The sequence below is a fragment of the Microterricola viridarii genome (assembly GCF_001542775.1).
GTDB classification, from domain to species: domain Bacteria; phylum Actinomycetota; class Actinomycetes; order Actinomycetales; family Microbacteriaceae; genus Microterricola; species Microterricola viridarii_A.
The window spans coordinates 1,008,992-1,027,335 of sequence record NZ_CP014145.1; the positions used below are offsets into that span (position 1 = coordinate 1,008,992).

25 protein-coding genes and 1 tRNA gene are annotated in these 18,344 nt (G+C 67.1%); 5 read left to right on the forward strand and 21 right to left on the reverse strand.

Annotated elements, in window-relative coordinates:
- From AWU67_RS04520 to AWU67_RS17310, 20 genes are all read right to left on the reverse strand, one after another.
- A complete protein-coding gene (locus AWU67_RS04520) occupies positions 1–801 on the reverse strand; it encodes a hypothetical protein (RefSeq protein WP_067226927.1) in 801 nt (266 codons plus the stop codon).
- Positions 798–1,208: a M23 family metallopeptidase gene (locus AWU67_RS04525; protein WP_067226928.1), complete on the reverse strand. Its 411-nt coding sequence runs from the start codon at positions 1,206–1,208 to the stop codon at positions 798–800. Before AWU67_RS04525 ends, AWU67_RS04520 begins: the two co-directional genes overlap by 4 nt.
- Positions 1,208–1,720 carry a hypothetical protein gene (locus tag AWU67_RS04530; RefSeq protein WP_067226929.1) on the reverse strand — a complete coding sequence of 171 codons (513 nt, stop codon included), beginning with the start codon at positions 1,718–1,720 and terminating at the stop codon, positions 1,208–1,210. Before AWU67_RS04530 ends, AWU67_RS04525 begins: the two co-directional genes overlap by 1 nt.
- A 10-nt stretch (positions 1,721–1,730) precedes the next feature.
- Positions 1,731–3,173, reverse strand: coding sequence for a hypothetical protein (locus tag AWU67_RS04535; RefSeq protein WP_129586634.1), 1,443 nt, complete (start codon positions 3,171–3,173; stop codon positions 1,731–1,733).
- A complete protein-coding gene (locus AWU67_RS04540) occupies positions 3,161–4,900 on the reverse strand; it encodes a hypothetical protein (RefSeq protein ID WP_129586635.1) in 1,740 nt (579 codons plus the stop codon). The genes AWU67_RS04535 and AWU67_RS04540 overlap by 13 nt, the downstream gene beginning before the upstream one ends.
- Before the next feature lie 399 nt (positions 4,901–5,299).
- Positions 5,300–5,656, reverse strand: a complete 357-nt coding sequence (locus AWU67_RS04545; protein ID WP_067226932.1) for a hypothetical protein — start codon at positions 5,654–5,656, stop codon at positions 5,300–5,302.
- A 2-nt stretch (positions 5,657–5,658) separates the two neighbouring features.
- On the reverse strand, positions 5,659–6,051 hold the full coding sequence (locus tag AWU67_RS04550; protein ID WP_067226933.1) for a hypothetical protein: 393 nt from the start codon (positions 6,049–6,051) through the stop codon (positions 5,659–5,661).
- A complete protein-coding gene (locus tag AWU67_RS04555; protein WP_067226934.1) occupies positions 6,044–6,466 on the reverse strand; it encodes a hypothetical protein in 423 nt (140 codons plus the stop codon). The genes AWU67_RS04550 and AWU67_RS04555 overlap by 8 nt, the downstream gene beginning before the upstream one ends.
- Before the next feature lie 10 nt (positions 6,467–6,476).
- Entirely contained in the window at positions 6,477–6,863 is a 387-nt protein-coding gene (locus AWU67_RS04560; RefSeq protein WP_067226935.1) for a hypothetical protein, read from the reverse strand.
- Positions 6,863–7,192, reverse strand: a complete 330-nt coding sequence (locus tag AWU67_RS04565) for a hypothetical protein (RefSeq protein WP_067226936.1) — start codon at positions 7,190–7,192, stop codon at positions 6,863–6,865. Before AWU67_RS04565 ends, AWU67_RS04560 begins: the two co-directional genes overlap by 1 nt.
- On the reverse strand, positions 7,192–8,682 hold the full coding sequence (locus tag AWU67_RS04570; RefSeq protein WP_234407413.1) for an HK97 family phage prohead protease: 1,491 nt from the start codon (positions 8,680–8,682) through the stop codon (positions 7,192–7,194). The genes AWU67_RS04565 and AWU67_RS04570 overlap by 1 nt, the downstream gene beginning before the upstream one ends.
- Positions 8,594–9,607 carry a phage portal protein gene (locus tag AWU67_RS17670; protein ID WP_129586636.1) on the reverse strand — a complete coding sequence of 338 codons (1,014 nt, stop codon included), beginning with the start codon at positions 9,605–9,607 and terminating at the stop codon, positions 8,594–8,596. Before AWU67_RS17670 ends, AWU67_RS04570 begins: the two co-directional genes overlap by 89 nt.
- Before the next feature lie 604 nt (positions 9,608–10,211).
- On the reverse strand, positions 10,212–11,969 hold the full coding sequence (locus tag AWU67_RS04580) for a hypothetical protein (protein WP_067226939.1): 1,758 nt from the start codon (positions 11,967–11,969) through the stop codon (positions 10,212–10,214).
- A 103-nt stretch (positions 11,970–12,072) separates the two neighbouring features.
- Positions 12,073–12,762 carry an HNH endonuclease gene (locus AWU67_RS04585; protein WP_067226940.1) on the reverse strand — a complete coding sequence of 230 codons (690 nt, stop codon included), beginning with the start codon at positions 12,760–12,762 and terminating at the stop codon, positions 12,073–12,075.
- On the reverse strand, positions 12,755–12,943 hold the full coding sequence (locus tag AWU67_RS16865) for a helix-turn-helix domain-containing protein (protein ID WP_199922343.1): 189 nt from the start codon (positions 12,941–12,943) through the stop codon (positions 12,755–12,757). Before AWU67_RS16865 ends, AWU67_RS04585 begins: the two co-directional genes overlap by 8 nt.
- The gene (locus AWU67_RS17305; protein ID WP_160329720.1) at positions 12,936–13,073 is read right to left on the reverse strand and encodes a hypothetical protein; all 138 of its coding nucleotides are present in this window, start codon (positions 13,071–13,073) and stop codon (positions 12,936–12,938) included. Before AWU67_RS17305 ends, AWU67_RS16865 begins: the two co-directional genes overlap by 8 nt.
- The gene (locus AWU67_RS04590; RefSeq protein ID WP_067226941.1) at positions 13,070–13,471 is read right to left on the reverse strand and encodes a hypothetical protein; all 402 of its coding nucleotides are present in this window, start codon (positions 13,469–13,471) and stop codon (positions 13,070–13,072) included. Before AWU67_RS04590 ends, AWU67_RS17305 begins: the two co-directional genes overlap by 4 nt.
- Before the next feature lie 154 nt (positions 13,472–13,625).
- Entirely contained in the window at positions 13,626–13,808 is a 183-nt protein-coding gene (locus tag AWU67_RS17145) for a hypothetical protein (RefSeq protein ID WP_129586637.1), read from the reverse strand.
- Positions 13,805–14,443, reverse strand: coding sequence for a helix-turn-helix domain-containing protein (locus AWU67_RS04595; protein ID WP_067226942.1), 639 nt, complete (start codon positions 14,441–14,443; stop codon positions 13,805–13,807). Before AWU67_RS04595 ends, AWU67_RS17145 begins: the two co-directional genes overlap by 4 nt.
- The gene (locus AWU67_RS17310) at positions 14,440–14,610 is read right to left on the reverse strand and encodes a hypothetical protein (protein WP_160329721.1); all 171 of its coding nucleotides are present in this window, start codon (positions 14,608–14,610) and stop codon (positions 14,440–14,442) included. Before AWU67_RS17310 ends, AWU67_RS04595 begins: the two co-directional genes overlap by 4 nt.
- A gap of 150 nt (positions 14,611–14,760) precedes the next feature.
- Between AWU67_RS17310 and AWU67_RS04600 the strand changes: the two genes are divergently transcribed.
- The 5 genes from AWU67_RS04600 to AWU67_RS04620 all read left to right on the forward strand — a co-directional run bounded on the left by AWU67_RS04600 (position 14,761) and on the right by AWU67_RS04620 (position 17,035).
- Complete coding sequence (locus AWU67_RS04600; protein ID WP_067226943.1) at positions 14,761–15,039, forward strand: helix-turn-helix domain-containing protein; 279 nt, start codon at positions 14,761–14,763, stop codon at positions 15,037–15,039.
- Between the two features lie 117 nt (positions 15,040–15,156).
- The gene (gene orn / locus AWU67_RS04605; RefSeq protein WP_067226944.1) at positions 15,157–15,777 is read left to right on the forward strand and encodes an oligoribonuclease; all 621 of its coding nucleotides are present in this window, start codon (positions 15,157–15,159) and stop codon (positions 15,775–15,777) included.
- Between the two features lie 48 nt (positions 15,778–15,825).
- Positions 15,826–15,901, forward strand: a tRNA-His gene (locus tag AWU67_RS04610).
- 122 nt (positions 15,902–16,023) lie between these two features.
- Positions 16,024–16,377: a metallopeptidase family protein gene (locus AWU67_RS04615; RefSeq protein ID WP_067226945.1), complete on the forward strand. Its 354-nt coding sequence runs from the start codon at positions 16,024–16,026 to the stop codon at positions 16,375–16,377.
- 7 nt (positions 16,378–16,384) lie between these two features.
- Positions 16,385–17,035 carry an IMPACT family protein gene (locus AWU67_RS04620; RefSeq protein ID WP_067226946.1) on the forward strand — a complete coding sequence of 217 codons (651 nt, stop codon included), beginning with the start codon at positions 16,385–16,387 and terminating at the stop codon, positions 17,033–17,035.
- Here the strand turns inward: AWU67_RS04620 and AWU67_RS04625 are convergent.
- On the reverse strand, positions 17,032–18,249 hold the full coding sequence (locus tag AWU67_RS04625) for a cation:proton antiporter (RefSeq protein ID WP_067226947.1): 1,218 nt from the start codon (positions 18,247–18,249) through the stop codon (positions 17,032–17,034). The two genes, AWU67_RS04620 and AWU67_RS04625, sit on opposite strands and share 4 nt — an antisense overlap.
- Positions 18,250–18,344 lie beyond the last annotated feature (95 nt).

Genomic DNA, 18,344 nt, shown 5'->3' on the forward strand with positions numbered 1-18,344 from the left:
TCACAGGGTGTTCAGCGCGCGGGCGATCGCCCGGTAGCTGTTCGGGCCGAGGTCGCCGTCGACGGGGCCGGTGTAGCCGTAGCGGGCCGCCCACCGCTGCATGGCCTTGTAGGTGTTGGCACCGGGTGCGCCGTCCAGCGGGCCGGTGTAGCCCGATTCGCGGGCGAGGTTGACCTGCACAGCGGCCCACGAGTTGGCCCCCATGTCGCCGTCGATCGGCCCCTCATAGCCGCCGTACAGCGCGCCCCAGAGCTGCAGGCGGGCGTAGAAGACGGAACCGGGCTGGCCATCCTCCTCGGTGCTCGTGCGGGGCAGCTCGGTGGGGGCCGGGGCCGGGGCCGGGTCGGCGGCGAACGGGGGCCGGATCGCGCCGAGGAAGTAGCTGGCGGGGTTGCCGCCGCCGCCCTGGGGTTGGTAGTTGACGATCCCGGTGGGGCCGCCCGCCCCGATCGAGCGCAGCGCGTGCTCGGGGCCGTCAAACAGGACGGTGATGTGGTCGTAGTCCGGCCACACGAGCCAGTCGCCGGGGCGGGCATCCGCTGCGGCGATCCAGCGGTAGCCGTCGAGGCCGAGGCGGGCAGCGGTGGCGATCGCGGTGACGTGCGCGGTGGTGCGCTTCGGGCCGCCGTAGTTGGTGCCGAGCGCTGCGGCCACGTCCTCCGCACTGAATGCGCGGTCAGGGTAGGGCAGACCGGCTGCAGCCGCCCACGCGGCCACGCCCTGACTCACGCAGGTGTTCAGCGGCGAGGGCGCGCCGAGGGTGAGCTGCGCGGTGAGAATGAAACTCTGTCGGGTGGTCATGGTGTATCTACTTCCTCAAAATAGGTTTCAGGATCGGCATGGCGGCCATTCCGCCACGCTTCTAAGTGCAGGTGGTCGCCGTGAGCGGCGGTGCCGGTGTGGCCCACATAGCCAATGACCTGCCCGGCGTCGACGGGCTGGCCCACGGCCACGGATGCCTCATGGCGCAGGTGGTGGTACTTGGTCGACCAGCCCCCCGCGTGCAAGATCGTGATCGTGTGCCCGCTGGCGGCGTCGTAGCGCACATCGGACACGGTGCCCGCCTCGCAGGCGCGCACGGCGGTGCCGCCGGGAACTTGGTAATCGGTGCCGAGGTGAAAGCTCTTGGTGGTGCTGCCCGGCCTGCAGCGCCACCCGTATGGGGAGCTGATACGGCGGGCCGGGAACGGGCGCAGACGGGTGGGCATTAGATAACCGCGAACCCCTCGACATAAAACCCCTCGACGCGGTGAGTAGTGGTGCCCGCGCCGGACTGAACCGAGAGCGTCAGAGTGTGATCGCCTGCAGGAACTACCCGGTTAGCGGCGCGCCGATTCCACGTCTGAAAGTCGGTACCAGGGCACTGCACCCAATAGCTCTGGATGAGCACGCCATCGAGCAGGAGATTCACGTTTACGCCCGTCGATGCGGCGGCGGAGGCCTTGAGCATGCCGCCCCACCCGAACGCCATTTTCGTGGGCGCGTTCAGCTTGAACGCAATGCGAATGTTGGGCAGCTCGAGCGCTGCAGCCGGGGCGATCGGGATACTTGCGACGGTCGAGCCCACGTTGCTGATGGCCAGCCGCGGGGGTACGGCGGCCATAGAAAGCGCGTCCTCGATGGTCTGGGCGAGGGTGGCGAGGTCGGCAGGCAGCTCGAACATCGGCGCATCGCCATCGGGGTAGGTAATGCCGTAAATCGGCGTTTTGAGCTTGCCCATGGTGGTGTCCTTAGTGCTTGGTGATGTACTGGAAATCGGCGAGCCGAATGGTGGGGTCAAAACGGTTGTAAGGCAGCACGGGGCCACTCCACGCGACAACCAGCTCGCCCACCTTGATCGGCACGCTCGTGAAGCGGGCTGGGGCGAGGTCGGCGTCGACGTGCCAACCGTTCGGGCCGAACACGATTTCGCCGCCGATGATTTGGTATCCGGCGGGCATCGTGCCGAGGCGGGCGTAGCGGTTGCCCGGGAAGTAGTACGCGCGGGGCGCGGTGGCAGGCACGAACAGGGCCGCCCAATACGCGCCCAGCTGGGCGTCGAATGTGGGGGCTGCAGGGCGCAGGCGGCGCTCTGAGAGCCGAACGGTGGGCGGGGTCATACGCCCATTCATTTGGCCTACCAGCGTCGCCAGATCAGCCAGCAGCGCCACCGCCGGGGCAGCCCCGCCGATGCCGTGCATTAGGTCGGTCGAATACTCGAGCGTGCGCTCGGTCTTGCTCGCACGTCCGGCCACTGCCTTGGATGCCGAAACCGAGCGGGCAAAGCCATCGGCGGGCGCATCGGTGGCGAGGTTCTTGTAGACGTGGCGCACAATGTCGATCGACTCGGCGGCCCCGGCCTGCACGGTCTGGCTCGCAGGCATCTCCACGAGCCCGGCGTCGATCACGGTCGAATTGATGTTCTCGGTGCCCATCTGCCATTCCTCGAGGTGTAGCTCGAGGCGCAGCCCGGCGGTGGCTGCGAGCCCCCCAGGGCGAACCATGCCAGCGGGCAGGCCGTGCATGTCGAGCCCGGCGGTGGCGTCGTTCGGGTCGTACTGCGCCCGTGCGAACGGGGCCACCGTCGAATAGGCGGCGTCGAGCAGGTCGAGCAGGCTCGTGCCCGAGCTGTGCCCGCCCATCACGAGGTCGCCCGGCGGCTGCCAGACGTTCGGGGCGAGGGCGAGCATTCCGGCGGCGCGGAGGTGGTCGAACCGAACCGTCATGTTGGCGTTGCCCCAGACGCCGAACGCGCCTGCAGCAGTGTCCCAGTAGGGGCCTGCAGGGCGCGCCCCGGCGAGGGCGGCGAGCGGGTCGACAGCGGTAATCTCGGCGCGCCACACGGCCATGGGGGTGCCATCGGTGGGGTGCTGCAGCGTGACGGGCTCGATGGTGACGGATTCGACTACGCCTCGGAAGTGCACGAGCTGCACGGGCTCGGGTAGGCCGACGTCGCTCGAGGTGTGCACGATAATCTCCGGGGCCGCTGCGGCAATGCTCGCCGCCCACCGGCCCACCGGGTCGATAACAGTCATGGTCAGAATCGACGGCTTGGGCTTGTCGTAGAGCTTGGCGCGGCCCCACTTGATGGCCAGCGCCTCGAGGCCCACCCGGTCATGGCCCGTCCAGCTCGAGGGCACCTCGGCCCCGTCGATCAGCACTCGGGGGCGCTGAAGCTCTCTCACGGTTGCCACGACACACCTCCGGCAGGAAGCTGGCCATTGCGGCGGAAATACTCGTCAAGAGCTTCGACAATCTTGGATGCGGTCTTGGTGGGCTGATCGGTGCCCGACACCTTGACGTCGATCGTGGTGGCGCTCGAGGTAGTCGAGCTGCTCGAGCTGGCGGCCCATGTGGGCCATCCGCCTGTGCCGTCCGGGCCGCCGGATGCGTCGACGCCGAGCGCCGCGTGCATCACAGACATGGTGAGGTCAGCGCCGCCCCACCCGAAAATGTTCGAGATCCAGCCGCCCACGCCATCGGCGATCGAGCTGGCGAATGAGCGCACCCAATCGATGGCCGTGGAGAGTGCCCCGATGATGCCGTCAATGCCGCTCGTCACCCACGACCAGACTCCGGCGGCGGTCGCGCCGAGCCAGTTGAACCACGAGCCCACCGCACTGAGCGTGTTGACGATTCCGTTCGTCAGCCATGACGCCACATTCTTGATGCCGCCGATAATCCAGTTCCACACCCCGGCGGCCGAGGCCCCGAGCCACTGGAACCAGTCACCGATGGCCTTGACCGTGGGGCCGAGGCCGAGCCACTGAATGGCGGCCTTGACCCAGTTGATTACGTTCTGCCAGACCTCACCGGCCACCCGGCTGATGGTCTTGAAGTTGACCACGATCAGCACGATTACGGCGATAAGCGCCACGATGGCGGCAATAATCAGGCCGATGGGGTTGGCCGTCATGGCGACATTCCATGCCCACTGGGCGGCGGTTGCCACGCCCATGGCCACGGTGCCCGCCACGATCGCGGTCTTGCTCAATACGTTGGCAGCGGTGTCCTTGACCTTAGCCGCGGTGCCTGCAGTCCAGGCGGCCAGCTCGAGGCCCTTCTGCAGCAGGAACAGGCCGAGGGCCTTGACCATATCAACCCCATACATGGCGTTCAGCAGCAGGCTGATGGCGAGGTCTTTGCCCTTGGCGATCAGGCTGGCGCCCCACGCGGTCAGCTCGAGGCCCTTCTGCACGAGGAACCAGCCGAGGGCCTTAACCATGTCGACGGCGTACATGGCTTTGAGAGCCACGGTGGCGGCGAGGTCTTTGACCTTGGCCACGGTGCCCACGGCGAACGCGCTATTGAGCAGCGCCTGCGCGGCGAGGTAGGTTCTGGCGGCCCCGTTCAGCACGAGCACGCCAGCGGCGAGCCCGGCCACGATGCCGATAAGAATGGTGGCGGTGGTGCTGTTCTCGCTCATCCACCCGGCCATGTCGCCGAGGGCGGTGCCCGCCAGCACGATGATGGGCAGCAGCACCTCACCGAGGGTCGCGGCGGCGTCGCCCCACTTGGCGTCGGCGATCTGGGTGCGCCCGGCGGCGGTGTCTGCCTCGCGCCCGAACTGGCCCACGCTGTCGGCGGTCTGCTCGGCCAGAATCTTGAGAATGGTCTGCGTCTTGGCGGCTGTCTCAGCTTCGCCGCTGAGGTCGCCGAGACCATCGGCGGCCATGCGCGCCTTGATGGCCGCCGCGTTGATCGACACACCGTAGCGCTCGATCGGGTTGGACTCTCCGCGTAGCAGCGAACCGAGTGCCCCCACGGCGTCGGCGGTGGTGCCGCCGAACGTCGCCGCGAGGTCAGCACCGAGCCCGACAAGGTCGTCGGTCTGCTTGGCCACGCTCTCCATTGGGATGCCCATATTCTTGAGCTGCGCGCCGAGGGTCGAGGCCATGCCGAGGTAGTCGGACTTCGCCATGCCAACGTTCTTGGCGGCGTCGCGGGCGTACCCGTTTACCTCCTTCGCGTAGCCCTTGAACACGGATTCCGCCGCGCCGCCGTTCTGCTGCAGCTCGGATGCCGCGTCAGATGCTTTCTTGGCCAGCAGGCCGATGCCCCCAGGGCGATACCGGCGGCGGGGGTGAGGCCGTCCAGCTTCTTCTGGAACTTCTCAACCCCGCTCGAGGTGTCCTCGAGCCCCTTGCGGGCGTCCTTGGTATCGGCCAGCACACGCACCGAGAGAATGGCTGTCTTGCTCACTTGCGGGTGTTCCTCTCGTGCTCTAGCTCAAGTTCCTCGAGCAGGGTTGAAATGGTCGCGTCGTCGGCCTCGTGCATCAGCCACGCGATCGGTTGGCGGGTGCGCAGCCCGATCTGGATTAGTAGCCGGGATCGGGAACCGGCAGGGTAGGGTCAACCGGGGCCGACCCCTCGACCTCCTCGCGGGTCTGGCGCACCCCGTCGGCGTCGCTGGCGTACACGTCGACGCACTTGGCCATGAAGTCATCGAGGCCCTGCGTGGCGATCGCGCCGCTGCGGCGCAGCGCGTTCCATGCGATCACCGTGAAGCTGAGAATCGGGGCGTCGCTCATGGCGGGCCACGACTTGCGCGCCCGGATCACGTCCCACTGCACCATGTCGCGGTTGTCGGTCTGCACTGTGTAGCTCGTGAGCTCGTCGGTGCCGGGGGCCTCCACGAGCACGGTAACGATGGGGGAACTGATCTTCTGAGACACGGTTACTTTCCTTTGATTTTGGCAAGGCTGCGATCGAGCGCCTGCGAGTAAATCCCGATCCAGCGGGGCTCAGTGGACTGGGCCGCGCTCGAGATAAACGGGGTGGGCTTGATGTGCTTGCGCCACCAACCCCAGTGACGGACGGCGGCATAGGGCACACCGTTCTTTTTCTTGTTGTTGCCAGCTCGCACGATGGCGGCGGTCTTGGTGCCGGAACCTCGGATGGTGTCGCGCAGGCTGCCGAACATGACGGGGGCATCGGCCCGGGCGGCGGTGGCCACAATGTCGGCCACCGCCTGATGGGCCTCGCGCAGGTCGCCGAGGTCGTCGCCGGCGGCCTTGAGGGTGGCCCGGAGCTGGCGGCCACCCTCGACCTCGTACCCGCCGTTAGCCACCGGCGACGGGGCCGAAGACGGGCTCGCCCACAAGGTCGAATGTGACGTCGGCGGTGGGCTTGGTCTTGACCTCCCCGCCAATCTCGATGGCCTCCACCACGAGCTGCCCGGTGACCTTGCGGCCGAGCGTCGCGTTTGGGATGTACACGAAATCGTGCACCTCTCCACGGTGCTCCCAGAGCCATTCGGTGGTGGAACTCTCCACGCCGAAATCACCCTGAAGGGTGGCCTCCATCGTGAAAGTCTCGGTGCGATCGCCGGGGGCCGTTTCGCCGCTGAGCACGACGATGGGCTCGCCCTTGTCGACGTTCGGCACGATCTTGCACGAGCGGGCCTGAGAGCTGAAATCGGTGAGCATCAGCTCGCTGCCGATGGTGAGGGTGCCGGGGCCGATGGCGGGGGCATTGACGGTCATTCGGAGACTCCTAAATGTTGGTGGTGAGGGTGGCCAGGGTGACGGTGTACGCGGGCAGCGCGGGGCCACCCTGCTGCGGCAGGCTGCCCGGGTCGGCGCGCTCGAGCGGGAGCTGCGCGGTGGTGAGGGCGTCGAGCATGGCGTCGAGTTGACGCCATGCCCGTTCGAGGTCGGTGGCTGGCCCGGCCACTAGGCCTAGCTCCCAATCGATCTCGGCCTGCGTGTAGCTCGGAAACTCGATCGCGGGGGGAGTTATGACGATCACACCGTGCCGAGCTGCCGAGGGTATTTTCAGCGCGTCGAGGGTCACGAGCACGTCGGGCAGATCAGCGGCCAGCATGGCCGCCTTGATCGCGTCAAGGTACTCGGTGGCCTGATCGAGGCGCGGGGTGGGCATCAGAGCCCGATCACGAGGTAGGGGCGCAGCAGCGGGTACGCTGCGGCCATCGGGTCGCGGTTCAGGCGGAACGGCTGCGCTTCCATGTCGCCAAACCCCACGACCCCGTTGCGGGTGGTCTTGCGGTAGAACAGGTCAGCACCAACCTCGAGCACGGCGCGCGCCACGATCACGGCGGGCACCCCAAACGGGTTGGATGCACCCCCCATGAAGTTACTGACCAGCTCGGTGGCCTCGGCCTGCGAGGTAGATGCAAACTCGGCATCTTTCCCGATGGCGTCGACGTACCAAGCAATGTCAGTCGCGGCGGGCGTCGGCTCGGCGGCCATTACGCGGCGGCGAACGTGATCGGAACGATGGCGTTCTCGTACTGCGAGGCCACGGCCATCGAGCCGTACAGGCTGAATGCCTCGGTCAGGTTGATCGCGCTCTGCTGCTGCAGGCGGAACGGCGCGCCGGGCTCCTCCCACGTAGTCAGGCCCTTCTGCGCGTAGAACGATGCCGTACCGGCTTCTGCGCCCGGCAGCAGCTCGAACTTGACGCTGGCAAGGTTGCCGCTGATCGTCGGAACCTCGATCGAGCCGACACGGTTAACGCCCTGCCCGCTCACGTGCATCAGGCTGTTGCCGTTGGTGTCCTCGAGGCGCATCAGGCGCTTGAAAACGTCCTTCGAGGTGAGCATGCCCGCGAGGGTGTAACCACGGTCGTCGTACAGCTCGACGCCATCCACGAGCAGATCGAGCCAGTCGTAGACCGTGGCGGCGGTCGGCAGCTCGAGCACGTCGGTGGCGAGCTTCTGGGCGTCGATGACCCGCTTGAGTTCGGCGCGCACGGCCAGCTCGGTGGCCCGGGCGTACTCGATGCCCATGGCCTCGAACATCGTCGTGAGGTACGCGGTGTTGGCGCGCTTGATGACCTGCACGCTGGCCTCGGTGTAGCCGCCGAACGTCTCCACGTCGGTGGTGGCGGTCTTCAGCTCGATCTTGCCCTTTACGAGGGCGTCGCCCTGCTTGGCCTGCTTGCCCACGGCCACGGTGTTGCTCTTGAGCTTGGCGTACTCGAGCGTCATGCCCTCGGCCGGGAGCGGCTGCGTACCGAACAGGCTGAGTACCTTGCGCTGCTGCGCCACGAGGGCGATTGCGTCGGCAACCCATGCGTTGCGCTTGTAGTCGTCGGCGGTGGTCGAGCCGTCGTAGGCGAGGGTCGTGCCGAGGCGTGCGGCGAACTCGTGCGCGGCAGAATCGCCCTGGGCGACGGCCTGCACGAACGCGCCAAGCGTGGCGAACTGCGGGCCGCTCGAGGCGGCGGGGGTGAAGTTGGCGAGGCGCGCCTCGAGGCTGCGCTCGATGCCCTCGACGGATGCCGCGAGGCTCTGCTCGACCTGCTCGAGGGTAAGGGTGTCGGTCACGGTATTGCTCTCCTTTGGGGTGGGGGTGGCGCGGGCGGCGGCTACGGATGTAACCCCGGCGTCTTGGTAGGCGGGGATCGCGCACAGGCTCACCTCGACCAGCTCGGCGGCGTAGACGTGATACGTGCCGGTGTTCTCGTCGTACATGTACGCGCCGGGCTCGTCGAGCACGTTGATGCCCACGCTGAGCCCGTCGCGCAGACCGTTGGCGGCCTGCTCGAGGGCCTTGTCGCCCTCGTCGCCCTCGGGCACGCTGAATGCGGCCCGGCGGGCGTCAGAGTCCAGCTCGGCGAGGAAGCCCACGGGCTGGCGCTGATCGTGGTCAATGAGCAGCTTGACGCGGCTCAAGGGCAGGCGGGGGCGCAGCGCCCCGGCCTCGATCACGATCTTGCGGTAGTCCGTCGTGGGCACCCCGTAGGCGGTGATATCGCCCCGAATGGTGCGCGTCTCGCGCTCGAGGGTGATGGTGGGGGCAAAGGCCTGAAACTGGATCGGGCCGGGGGTGGGGGCGGTCATTTCGCGGCTGCTTTCTCGGGGTGGGGGTGCGGGTGGCGGCGGCGGCATCGATGGCGGCGCGCTGCTCGTCGGTCAGGGGCGGCAGGCCCTCGATGGCGCGCACCTCGTCGGCATCCATCCACCCGGCTTCGATGGCAAGCCGGTGGCCCTCGTAGCGGGTTTTGGTGTCGGAGCGCAGCAGCACCTCGAGCGTGAACCGGCACGTTTGGCCTCGCGGCAGCAGCTCAGTGAATGCCTCTTCCATTTCCCGCAGCGGCTTCATCAGGGTGAACCGGGTGTACCCGATCCATTCCTGCTCGACGTTCTGATATGACTGCGAGCTGCCCGACACGGCCACGAGCAGCAGCGAGGGCGGCGCACCGATCAGGCGGGCAATGTCGAGCGTGTTGAACTCCTGCGTGGCGAGGAACTGCACGTCTTCGGGCTTGAGAGTCAGCGGCTCGTACTTGAGGCCCTTTCCGAGCACGCGCAGCCGCTCGGAGGTGTTCAGCGCGCCCTCGCGGGGCGAGCCGTCTGCGTTGCGGCCATACCAAACGTTTCGGTACTGCTCGGCCTGCCCCGGGGCTAGCTCCTGCTCGGTGGTCAGCACCCCGTCAGGGGCCTGCGCCTCACCGAGCCATTTGGCCCCATAGTCGCGCATTTCGAGGGCACCCTCGAACGTGAGGCGGGCGGCCTGCACGGGGCCGAGGCCGCGCAGCATCCCGGGCACGCGCAGCATCTTGAGGTGGCGCATTTCGCGCTTCGTGTAGTCGGTGCCGCGCCAGTGGTAGCGGATCGAGAGTTTCCCGGTGCGGGTGTCGCGGTGCTCGAACACGCCCACCTCGCGGGGTCGAGGGCGGTGACGTTGACAACCTTGTTCGAGTCCTGGGCTCCCGCTGCGGCGAACGTGCTGAGCCAAAAGGCGTTGCCGTCGACGTAAAGCGACACGACGGTGTACTCGAGGAACGCGGATCGAGTTTCTTCGAGGTCGGGCCGGGTGATGATGGCGGGCAGGCGGGGCAGCAGGCCGAGGCCGTCACGCTCGACCTTGAGGCCGAGCTGGCAGGCGGCGGTGGCGTGGATCTGCACGCCCCGGTAAAACGCGGTCAAGCTCAGCGCGGCCTCTGTGGTGAGCACGGCGGCACGACGGGGCGGGGTGGTGCCCTCGAGGGTGGCGGCGGCGGCATCTGCGGTCAGGGTGGAGAACCCCGCCCACTTGAGAGCTGCACTGAAAATCGACATGAGAGAAACCATGTCCGAGCGCCCGGCGCGGCCCCAAGCGGGGCAGCCGTTTGGCTGCCGCTCGGTGCCTTTGGCCGCCGTTCGGTGCCGTTCGAGGTGGCTCGCCTGTCGAGCAGATTAGAACGGGTTTTCGAGCGCGGGCAGCTGCCGGCGTTGAGCCACGCTCGAACATCCGTTCAGCGTTTAGCCGAGCTGCAGGGCCATCACGGGGGCAAATGGTGGATGCCGTGGCTGCTCAGGTTGGCCGCCTCGAGGGCGCTAATCGACCCCACCGAGGCCCGGCGGCCGAACACCCAAGTGCCATCCCCGGTGAAGCGCTTGGTGGCGAGCTGGGCGGCTTCCTCGAGCGCCGGGTGCGCCTTGTAGCGCCACGTCGACCCGCCGGGGCGGGTGAGGTTGGCGAACGTGTTTTGAGTCGCGGCAATCACGTCGCCGGTGCCGAAGTCGACTAGGCGCAGCTTGGCTCGCTCGGCGGCGTCGTGCAGCGAGGCAGACGGGCCGAACTTGTCGATGGCAAACGCTGCGGCGGGAAATGCGGCCTGCAGCTCGAGGAGGCGATCCAGCGCCCACGTGGTGCCCGGTGCGTGGCCCCGCTCGACCACGCTCGTGAGGGTGCCGAGCCCGGCCAGCTCGGTCGCGGTAATCGTGGTGTCGATGCCGTCGACGCCGTGCGCAGCGCCGAAACACACCGGGCCGAGGGGCGGCTCGGGCTCGGAGTCCCGCCACAGCCCGGATGCCCACGCCTCGGCGGGAATCACGCGCTCGGTAGCCCCCGTCCGGCGGTTGCCGAACGCGCGGGCAAACTCGCCTGGACTATCCGCGTACTGCGCCGCGAACCCCTGCAGGTCGGAGAAGTCGAACAGGTGGCCCGCGCCGGGGTGCGCATCGTAGACGGCCTGCAGGTCGGTGGGGTCGACGTCCTCGGCTATGCCCCAGTCGAAAAACGCGGTGTGCGGGTCTGGCGTGCTCGAGCGGGCCTCGGCCAACAGCATGTTGAGCGCGGTCGACTCGACGGTGCCCTCGGTGGACATGAGCCAGTTCTGCGGGCGCTGCCCGGTGCGCTTGCGCCGGGTGGTCTGGGTTGGGTTGTAGCTCTGCCGCATCAGCGAGTACTGCATGGCCGTGTGCATCCAGAGCTCATCCATGGTGGTGCGGTCTGACTGCTTGCCGTCGAGTGCACCGGCCAGCGGGGGGAACGGGCGGAACTTCGACCCGTTCAGGAACTCGAGGGCCGCCGAGCCATTCGACCGACGCGGGCGCTTGGCCAGCATCTTGATATTGGACTCCTCCCACACATCGGCCATCTCGAGGAACTTCTCTGTGGCGTGGCCGCCGGTCTGGGCGGTGTACCAAGCTCGGCGGCCCCGGCCCATCGTCATGTTCTGGATCGCGGCGGCGAGGTCGAGGGTGGTTTTACCGGCCTGCCGTTGCACGGTCACGAGCACGGTGGAATAGACGAAGATTCCGAACGAATCGACCTCGAGCGCCACGTCGCAGGTGTAGCGCTGCCATGGCAGTAGCGGCTGCCCCATTTCGGCGGCGATCGCGGCGACCTTGGGCCCGTGTGTGGCTCGGGAGTAGTTACGCGCCGTGACTTTCCGGGGGCGTGTCAAATTGGGCGGGAGCTGCGAGTGCATTGAATAGCCGTTCGAGTTCGGGGTATAGGTCGGGGTATCGCCTGCAGCGTCGACGGGCTCAAGCTGCTGCATCATCACGAACAACTGCGAGGCTTCGTTGGCGATCGCGCGGCCCTTGGCGTTGCCCTTGTCGATGCTCTGGGCGAGGGAAATGCAGAGCTGCTTGATGGCCTTGCGGGCACCCGTCGCGGGGTGGTCGGCTTCAATCTCGGCAATGGCCTCGATCGTGGCCAACTCGGTTGCACCCTTGGGCAATTCGCCCCATTTTGGTGCCGAGCTGGCGGGGTTTTCGAGGCCCGGCAGCTCCATTTGGTCGAGCGTCATTCTGGGCCGTTTTCTTTTTTTATCTGGGGTTTTTTGGGGAGAGGGTGACGGTGGACGCGGGACTTCCGCCGTGTCGTGGCTAGAGAATCGGCCTCGAGCTGGCTCACCATTGGCGGCCCGTCGACGTGAGGGCCACGGGCGGGGCGTCGGGCTCGATCACGGGTACGCCGTAGGTCGCATACCAGCGGGCGACTTGGTGCATCATCTGCTCCGGGCGTTCGCGGCGGGCGCGCGATTCGACTACCTCGCGGCCGGGGTCGACGGTGATGACTTGCCAGCCCATGCGCTTGTAGTCGGCTAGGTCGTCGGGCTTGGGTATGGCGTGGATCAGCCACACGGTGACGCGCTCGCGCAGGCGGGTGGCGTGGTGTACTGCGGCCGCCCTGGCCTTGATGCCGATGTGGCGCACATGCTCGGGGTAGTCGTGCGAGGCGGTGGGCGCGATCGGCATGAGCGCCCGGCATATGGCGTCCATGTCGATCTGCACGTCGTTGGGCTTGGCGTGCTCGAGCAGATAGGTGGTCTTGCCCCCTGCAGGCGGCCCGATCAGCACGACGACGGATGCGCCGTATCCGGTCATCACTTTGTTCTGTCGGCGGCTGTTGCAGCTCCTGCACGCGGGCCGGTAGTTCTCGAGCACGTCCTCGCCGCCGTGCGAGTACGGCACGAGGTGGTCTTTCGTGGTGGCCACGCCGGTGCAGCCCTTGAGGCGCAGGTGGCACTGCAGGCCGTAGGTTGCGAGCACAAGGGCCGTCATCGCCGCCGACGCGCGGCCGCCGCGCTTGCTAGCCATCGTGGCTCACCGTGCGGCTCGAGAGTACCCAAGAGTGCACATCGGCCCATGCGTAGCGGATCATGCGGCCTTCCACGATGGCGCGGGGGCCGCGCTTGGCCCTGCGCAGCTTGTGCAGGCGCTCCACGGGCACCTGCAGCCACTCGGCCACTTCCTCCGGGGTAGCGAGTCGGTTAGCCACGGTTCGCCGCCTCACGGGCCGCACGGCGAGCCGCGATGGTGTCGCGTCGCTTCGTCACGAGCACGAGCAGCCAAAGCACGATCGCGACGGGCACGCCTACGCGCGGATCGATGTAGCTCAGGTCGTTCATGCGTGATTCTCCTTCGCGAGGGTGCACGCGCCGTTCAGCATGCCGTTAGCAAACGTTTCGGGGCAGTCCGGCCGCTCGTCGCGTTCGTGGGCGTGATTCGTCGGGTAGTGCGGCGTCTCGGCTGCGAGCTGGGCAGCTCGATCGGCCTGACGGCTCGAGCGCGAGGCGTGCACAGCGTCCATGTCGGCCTCGTCGTGCTTGGCGATCTGGCGGCGCGCGGCATCCGTCCAGGCATCGGCGTAGTGCGCGGCGAGCAGCGGGTCGGCGGCGATCAGCTTGGCCGCGAGCCGCACCTGAGCTGCCTCGCGGCGGCGGGTGTCCTCGGCCTCGAGCGTGAACGCGCGATCGGCTGTCCCGTCGAGGTCACGGGCGAGGTCTCGGAGCACTGCGGCGCTCATGCGGTGGGCTCGCTCACGAGGGGGCCACCAAGGGCGGCTTCCATGGCCGAGTTCCAACTGCTGAAAGTCTCGGTGCTCTCGGCCAAGTTCGAGCTGGGCGCGGTGGCCCACCAGAGGCGGCAGCCGCAGCGGCATTTGAGTACGGCGGGCTTCTTCATGCGAATGCTCCAGTCAGGTTGAGGATGCCGAGGGCGATTGCCCCGGCGAGGGCGACGAGCGCGCACGTAGCGGCCATCTGTGTCGCTGTCGTAGCTGGGTTGAGGCTGGCGCGCAGCGGCGCGCGTCGCGCCCTGTGGCGGATGGGCAGCACGGCCTGTGCGCTCTCGCGGCGGCTCACGCGGCACGCTCTGCGGGGCAGTCGATGCACTTGCCATCGGCTCGGAAAGAATGGGGCTTGTAGAGCCAACGGGGGCAGGCGTCGGCGGCAGTCGCGCCAGCGGGTTGGTGGGTGTCGGCGGAGCCGTCCACCTCGTGCGCCTGCGCACGTTCGGGAACGTAACTTCTTTGATCGTCGTTGGTTAAGTAGTTAGTTCCCTTAGTTCCTAGTGGAACCTCAGTTGTCACCCCGTTTGTCACCCCGTGGCCGCCTGTGGAAAACTCTGTCACCCCGTGGGAAGCGCCGTTTTCCGGGGCCTCGTCGGTGTCGTCGGGTAGTGGAATCTCGGGCGGCGAGTACAGGCGCTCATAGTCGAAATTGAGGTCGTAAACCACGGGCCTGCGGTCGGCTCTGATGTGGTGTACGGCGCGCTGGTCGCCTACGCGGATAAGGTCATCGGCCAGCAGTTCGCGCAGCGCACGCTGCACGCTGCGCTTATCTACGCCTAGCTCGTTGGCGACCTCCCAGACGTTGCGCCACGCGCGTGAGCCGTCCTGGGCGGCCACGTTGGCCAGCTTGAGCAGCACGCGGGTGGCGAGGGGCTTGGCAATGTCGTAGGGCAGGCCATCCATCCACTCGGCCGCTTGCCAGCTCATGCTTTCGCCGCCGGGAGGTCGCCGAGGTCGAACACGTAGGCCGCGCCGTCGAGTCGGGCGAGCGGGGTAATCTGCCCCGTCTGGATACGGCGCACGAGCGTTGAGCGGTCGATGCCGTATCGCTCGCAGGCGACCTTTGAGCCGACGAGCTGGCCGGGCCAGATCATCCGAGGCTGCCACGCATCGGCAGGGAATCTCTCATTGAGGGGTTTGGGCATGAGGAGATCATTACTCAATGAGAGGTCGGAAACAAACTCCCCATGCCGCGTGTCGCAATAGTCATTGCATTGAGCGCTTCATTACGCAATGATTAATGCATGACTAAAACGCAGATTGTGCCGGAACGGGTGAACTTCGAGGAATTCGACCTTGCTGACCGTATGCGGCGTACATTGCGCGTCACTGGCATCGGGGTGCAGGAGATGGCCGACTACCTCGAGGTGAGCCGTGAGAGCGTGGGAACGTGGATTAACGGTCGCATCACGCCGCGAAAGACCACGCTGATGGCGTGGGCGCTGCGCACGGGCGCGAGCTATGACTGGCTCGCTACTGGTGCAACCTCGCCTGATGGGCCCAACGGGCGACCAAGAGATTAGAAGGCTCCTGCTCTATCCCCTGAGCTACGGAGGCGCACCATGTCCACGATACCGCAGCGCATGCCGTGCCCGAACATGCGCGGGAGAGCGTCGGCCCGCCTCGGTAGACTCACACCCATGACGAATGCGAGCGACCGTCTGGTCTGGATCGACTGTGAAATGACGGGCCTCGATCTCGAGGTCGATGAACTGGTAGAGATTGCGGTGGTGATCACCGACTACGACCTGAAGGCCGTGGACGAGGGCTTCAGCATCGTGATCAAGCCCGACGACTCCGCGATGGAGTCCATGAACGATTTCGTGCGCAACATGCACACGACCTCGGGCCTGATTGAGGAGATCCCGCAGGGCGTGAGCGTGGCGGATGCCGAGTACCAGGTGCTGGAATACGTGCTCAAGCACGTGCCCACCGAGCAGAAGGCCCCGCTGGCCGGAAACACGATCGGCACCGACCGGGCGTTCCTTGCCAAGTTCATGCCGCGCCTGGACGCGCACCTGCACTACCGCAACGTGGATGTCTCCTCGATCAAGGAACTGTCCCGTCGCTGGTTCCCCCGGGTGTACTTCAACGCGCCGAAGAAAGACGGTGGACACCGCGCTTTGGCAGATATTTTGGAATCAATTCGCGAGCTGGAATATTACCGACGCGCCGTGTTTGTCGCGGATCCCGGGCCCACGACCGAGCAGGTTCAGGCGGTCTCGGCGGCGGTTGTGTCCGAATTCGCTCCGCGGATGTAATACACTCATTGAGTTGCCTTCTTCGAGTTCGCGAGAAGCAGGCGCATGGTGGGTATAGCTCAGCTGGTAGAGCGCCTGGTTGTGGTCCAGGAGGTCGCGGGTTCAAGCCCCGTTACTCACCCCAAGTAAATTTCATAAGGTTGCCGGATGTGGTTCTCATCACAGAAGGCAGTTCGCGGGTTCAAATCCCGTGACACACGCCACGTAGTTCCAGAAGGGCCCAGCGCCATTTCAGAAGGGCATCGGATGCCACTCGAGATGAGCGAAGAGGACTTCGAAGCCCTCGTCGCAGACGAGCTCGACTTGCTCCCCGACGACATGATGGCCGGCCTCGAGAACGTGCAGTTCTCGGTCGAGGATCGCCCGGAAGACGGCGCGCACGATCTGTTCGGGCTCTACCACGGCATCGCCCTGACGCACCGCGGCAATTATGGCTTCGGCGAGTTGCCCGATCTCATCACGATCTACCGGCACGCCCACCTGGCGCACTGCAACGACATTGATGAACTGCGCGACCAGATCCACGTGACGCTGGTGCACGAGATCGGCCACTTCTACGGCATGGACGACGCCCAGCTGCACGAGCTCGGCTGGGGTTAGGCGCCGGATGCCGGATCTCACGCTGCGCGGAGGTATCGGTGCCCGCATCGACACAGAGATCGAGATCAAGCGCTCCCGCTTCCTCTGCCGGCTCGTCCGTGTTGAAGATGAGGCCGGCGCCAGAGCCGTCGTCGATGCTGCCCGCCGCGAGGAGTGGAACGCCCGGCACCACTGCTCGGCGTTCGTGCTCGGCCCGGCATCCGCCCCCGACCAGGTGCGCCGCTCCAACGACGACGGCGAGCCGTCGGGCACGGCGGGCCGACCCATGCTCGAGGCGCTCAGCGGGCGCGAGTTCATCGACACGGTCGCGGTCGTGAGTCGCTACTTCGGCGGCGTCCTGCTGGGCGCCGGCGGCCTCGTGCGCGCCTATTCGGATTCCGTGCTCTCCGCCGTCGACGAGGCACACGCCCGAGGCGCCGTCGTTGCCCGGGAGCGCCGGGACCTGTTCACGCTGGCACTCGCGCACGCCGACGCGGGGCGTATCGAGGCGGAGCTGCGCCAGCGCGGCGTGAATATTCTCGGGGCCGAATACGGCAGCCGTGCCCTCGTGACTCTGAGCGGTGACGAGGCGGAGCTGCGTGCCCTCGTCGCGGGCGTCACCGCCGGCGGTGGCGTGTTGGAGTCGGCCGGGCACGAACTCATCGACGTCGAGCTCTAGGCCTCCTCCACGACCGCGTCCGCGTCTGCCGGGCGGGCCGTGTAGTCGCTGGAGCGTTTGCGCAGGGCGAGCCCGGTGAGCGGGAAGAGCAGCACAGAGAGCATTCCGGCCGCAACCAGTGCCGCCGAGGTTCCTGTGTCGAGCGCCCCCGTGTCGACGCCGATCGCGGTGACGGCCACGATGATGGGCAGCCCGGTGGCTCCGAACAACAGCAGGGCGCCGCGATCGGCGGCGGTGCTGCCGTGCGGGGCGGCCAGCGTGCTCGGTATGCCGCGGACGACGAGCAGGGCGACCACGAAGATCGGCAGCAGCAGGAGCGCCTGCGGATCGGCGACGAGGCCGTCCAGGTCGAAGGTGACGCCCGTGTTGATGAAGAAGATCGGCACCAGGAATCCGAAGCCGATGGCCTCGATCTTCGCCTCGACCAGCTCGGCATCCTTCTCCGGCGCCCCGGTCAGCAGCACCCGGTAGAGCACGCCTGCGGCGAAGGCCCCGAGCAGCATGTCGATGCCGAGCGCCACGCTCAGTCCGACGAGAGAGACCAGCACCAGGATCACGAGGCGCACCGCGAACTGGCCGCTGGTGTGCAGCGTCGCCGTGATCACGGCGTGCATTCGCCGGCCAGCGCCGATGGCCGCCAACCAGATCGCGGCACCTGTGATGATCGCGAATCCGATGAGCACGAGGGTGGCGTGCAGGGGAGTGGTGCCGGAGAGGAACAGGGTGATCGCCAGGAGCGGCCCGAACTCGCCGACGGCGCCGACGGCGGTTGTGGCGATCCCGAACGGGGTGCGCAGCTCACCGGCATCTCGCAGCACCGGCATGATCGTGCCGAGCGCCGTCGACGTCAGCGCGATGCCGATGAACACGCCGGCGCCGACGGTGGGGGAGAACAGGATGCCGGCCGTCACGCCGACGGCGAGAGAGACCAGCCAGCCCAACCCTGCGCGCATCATCGGGCGGCCGGCGATGCGGGCGAAATCGATCTCGTTGCCGGCGAGGAAGAACAACATGGCGAGGCCGAAGTCGGCGAGCACGTCGGTGACTGGGCTCGGCTGGACCCAGCCGAGGAGGGAGGGGCCGAGCAAGATGCCGAGGACGATCTCGAACACCACGAGCGGGATCTTGACGAATCGACCGATGCCGCGCCCCAGCAGCGGCGCGGCGACAGCGATCGCCGCGATCACGATGAGTGACGGAATTGAGACATCCATGGCGCTCCTGCCTGCGCCGTTCGCACAACGCCTTCTGCTGGCGATGATAGCGAAGCGCGGGCGTCATGCGCCGCCGGGCGCGGCCCGCGCGGTAG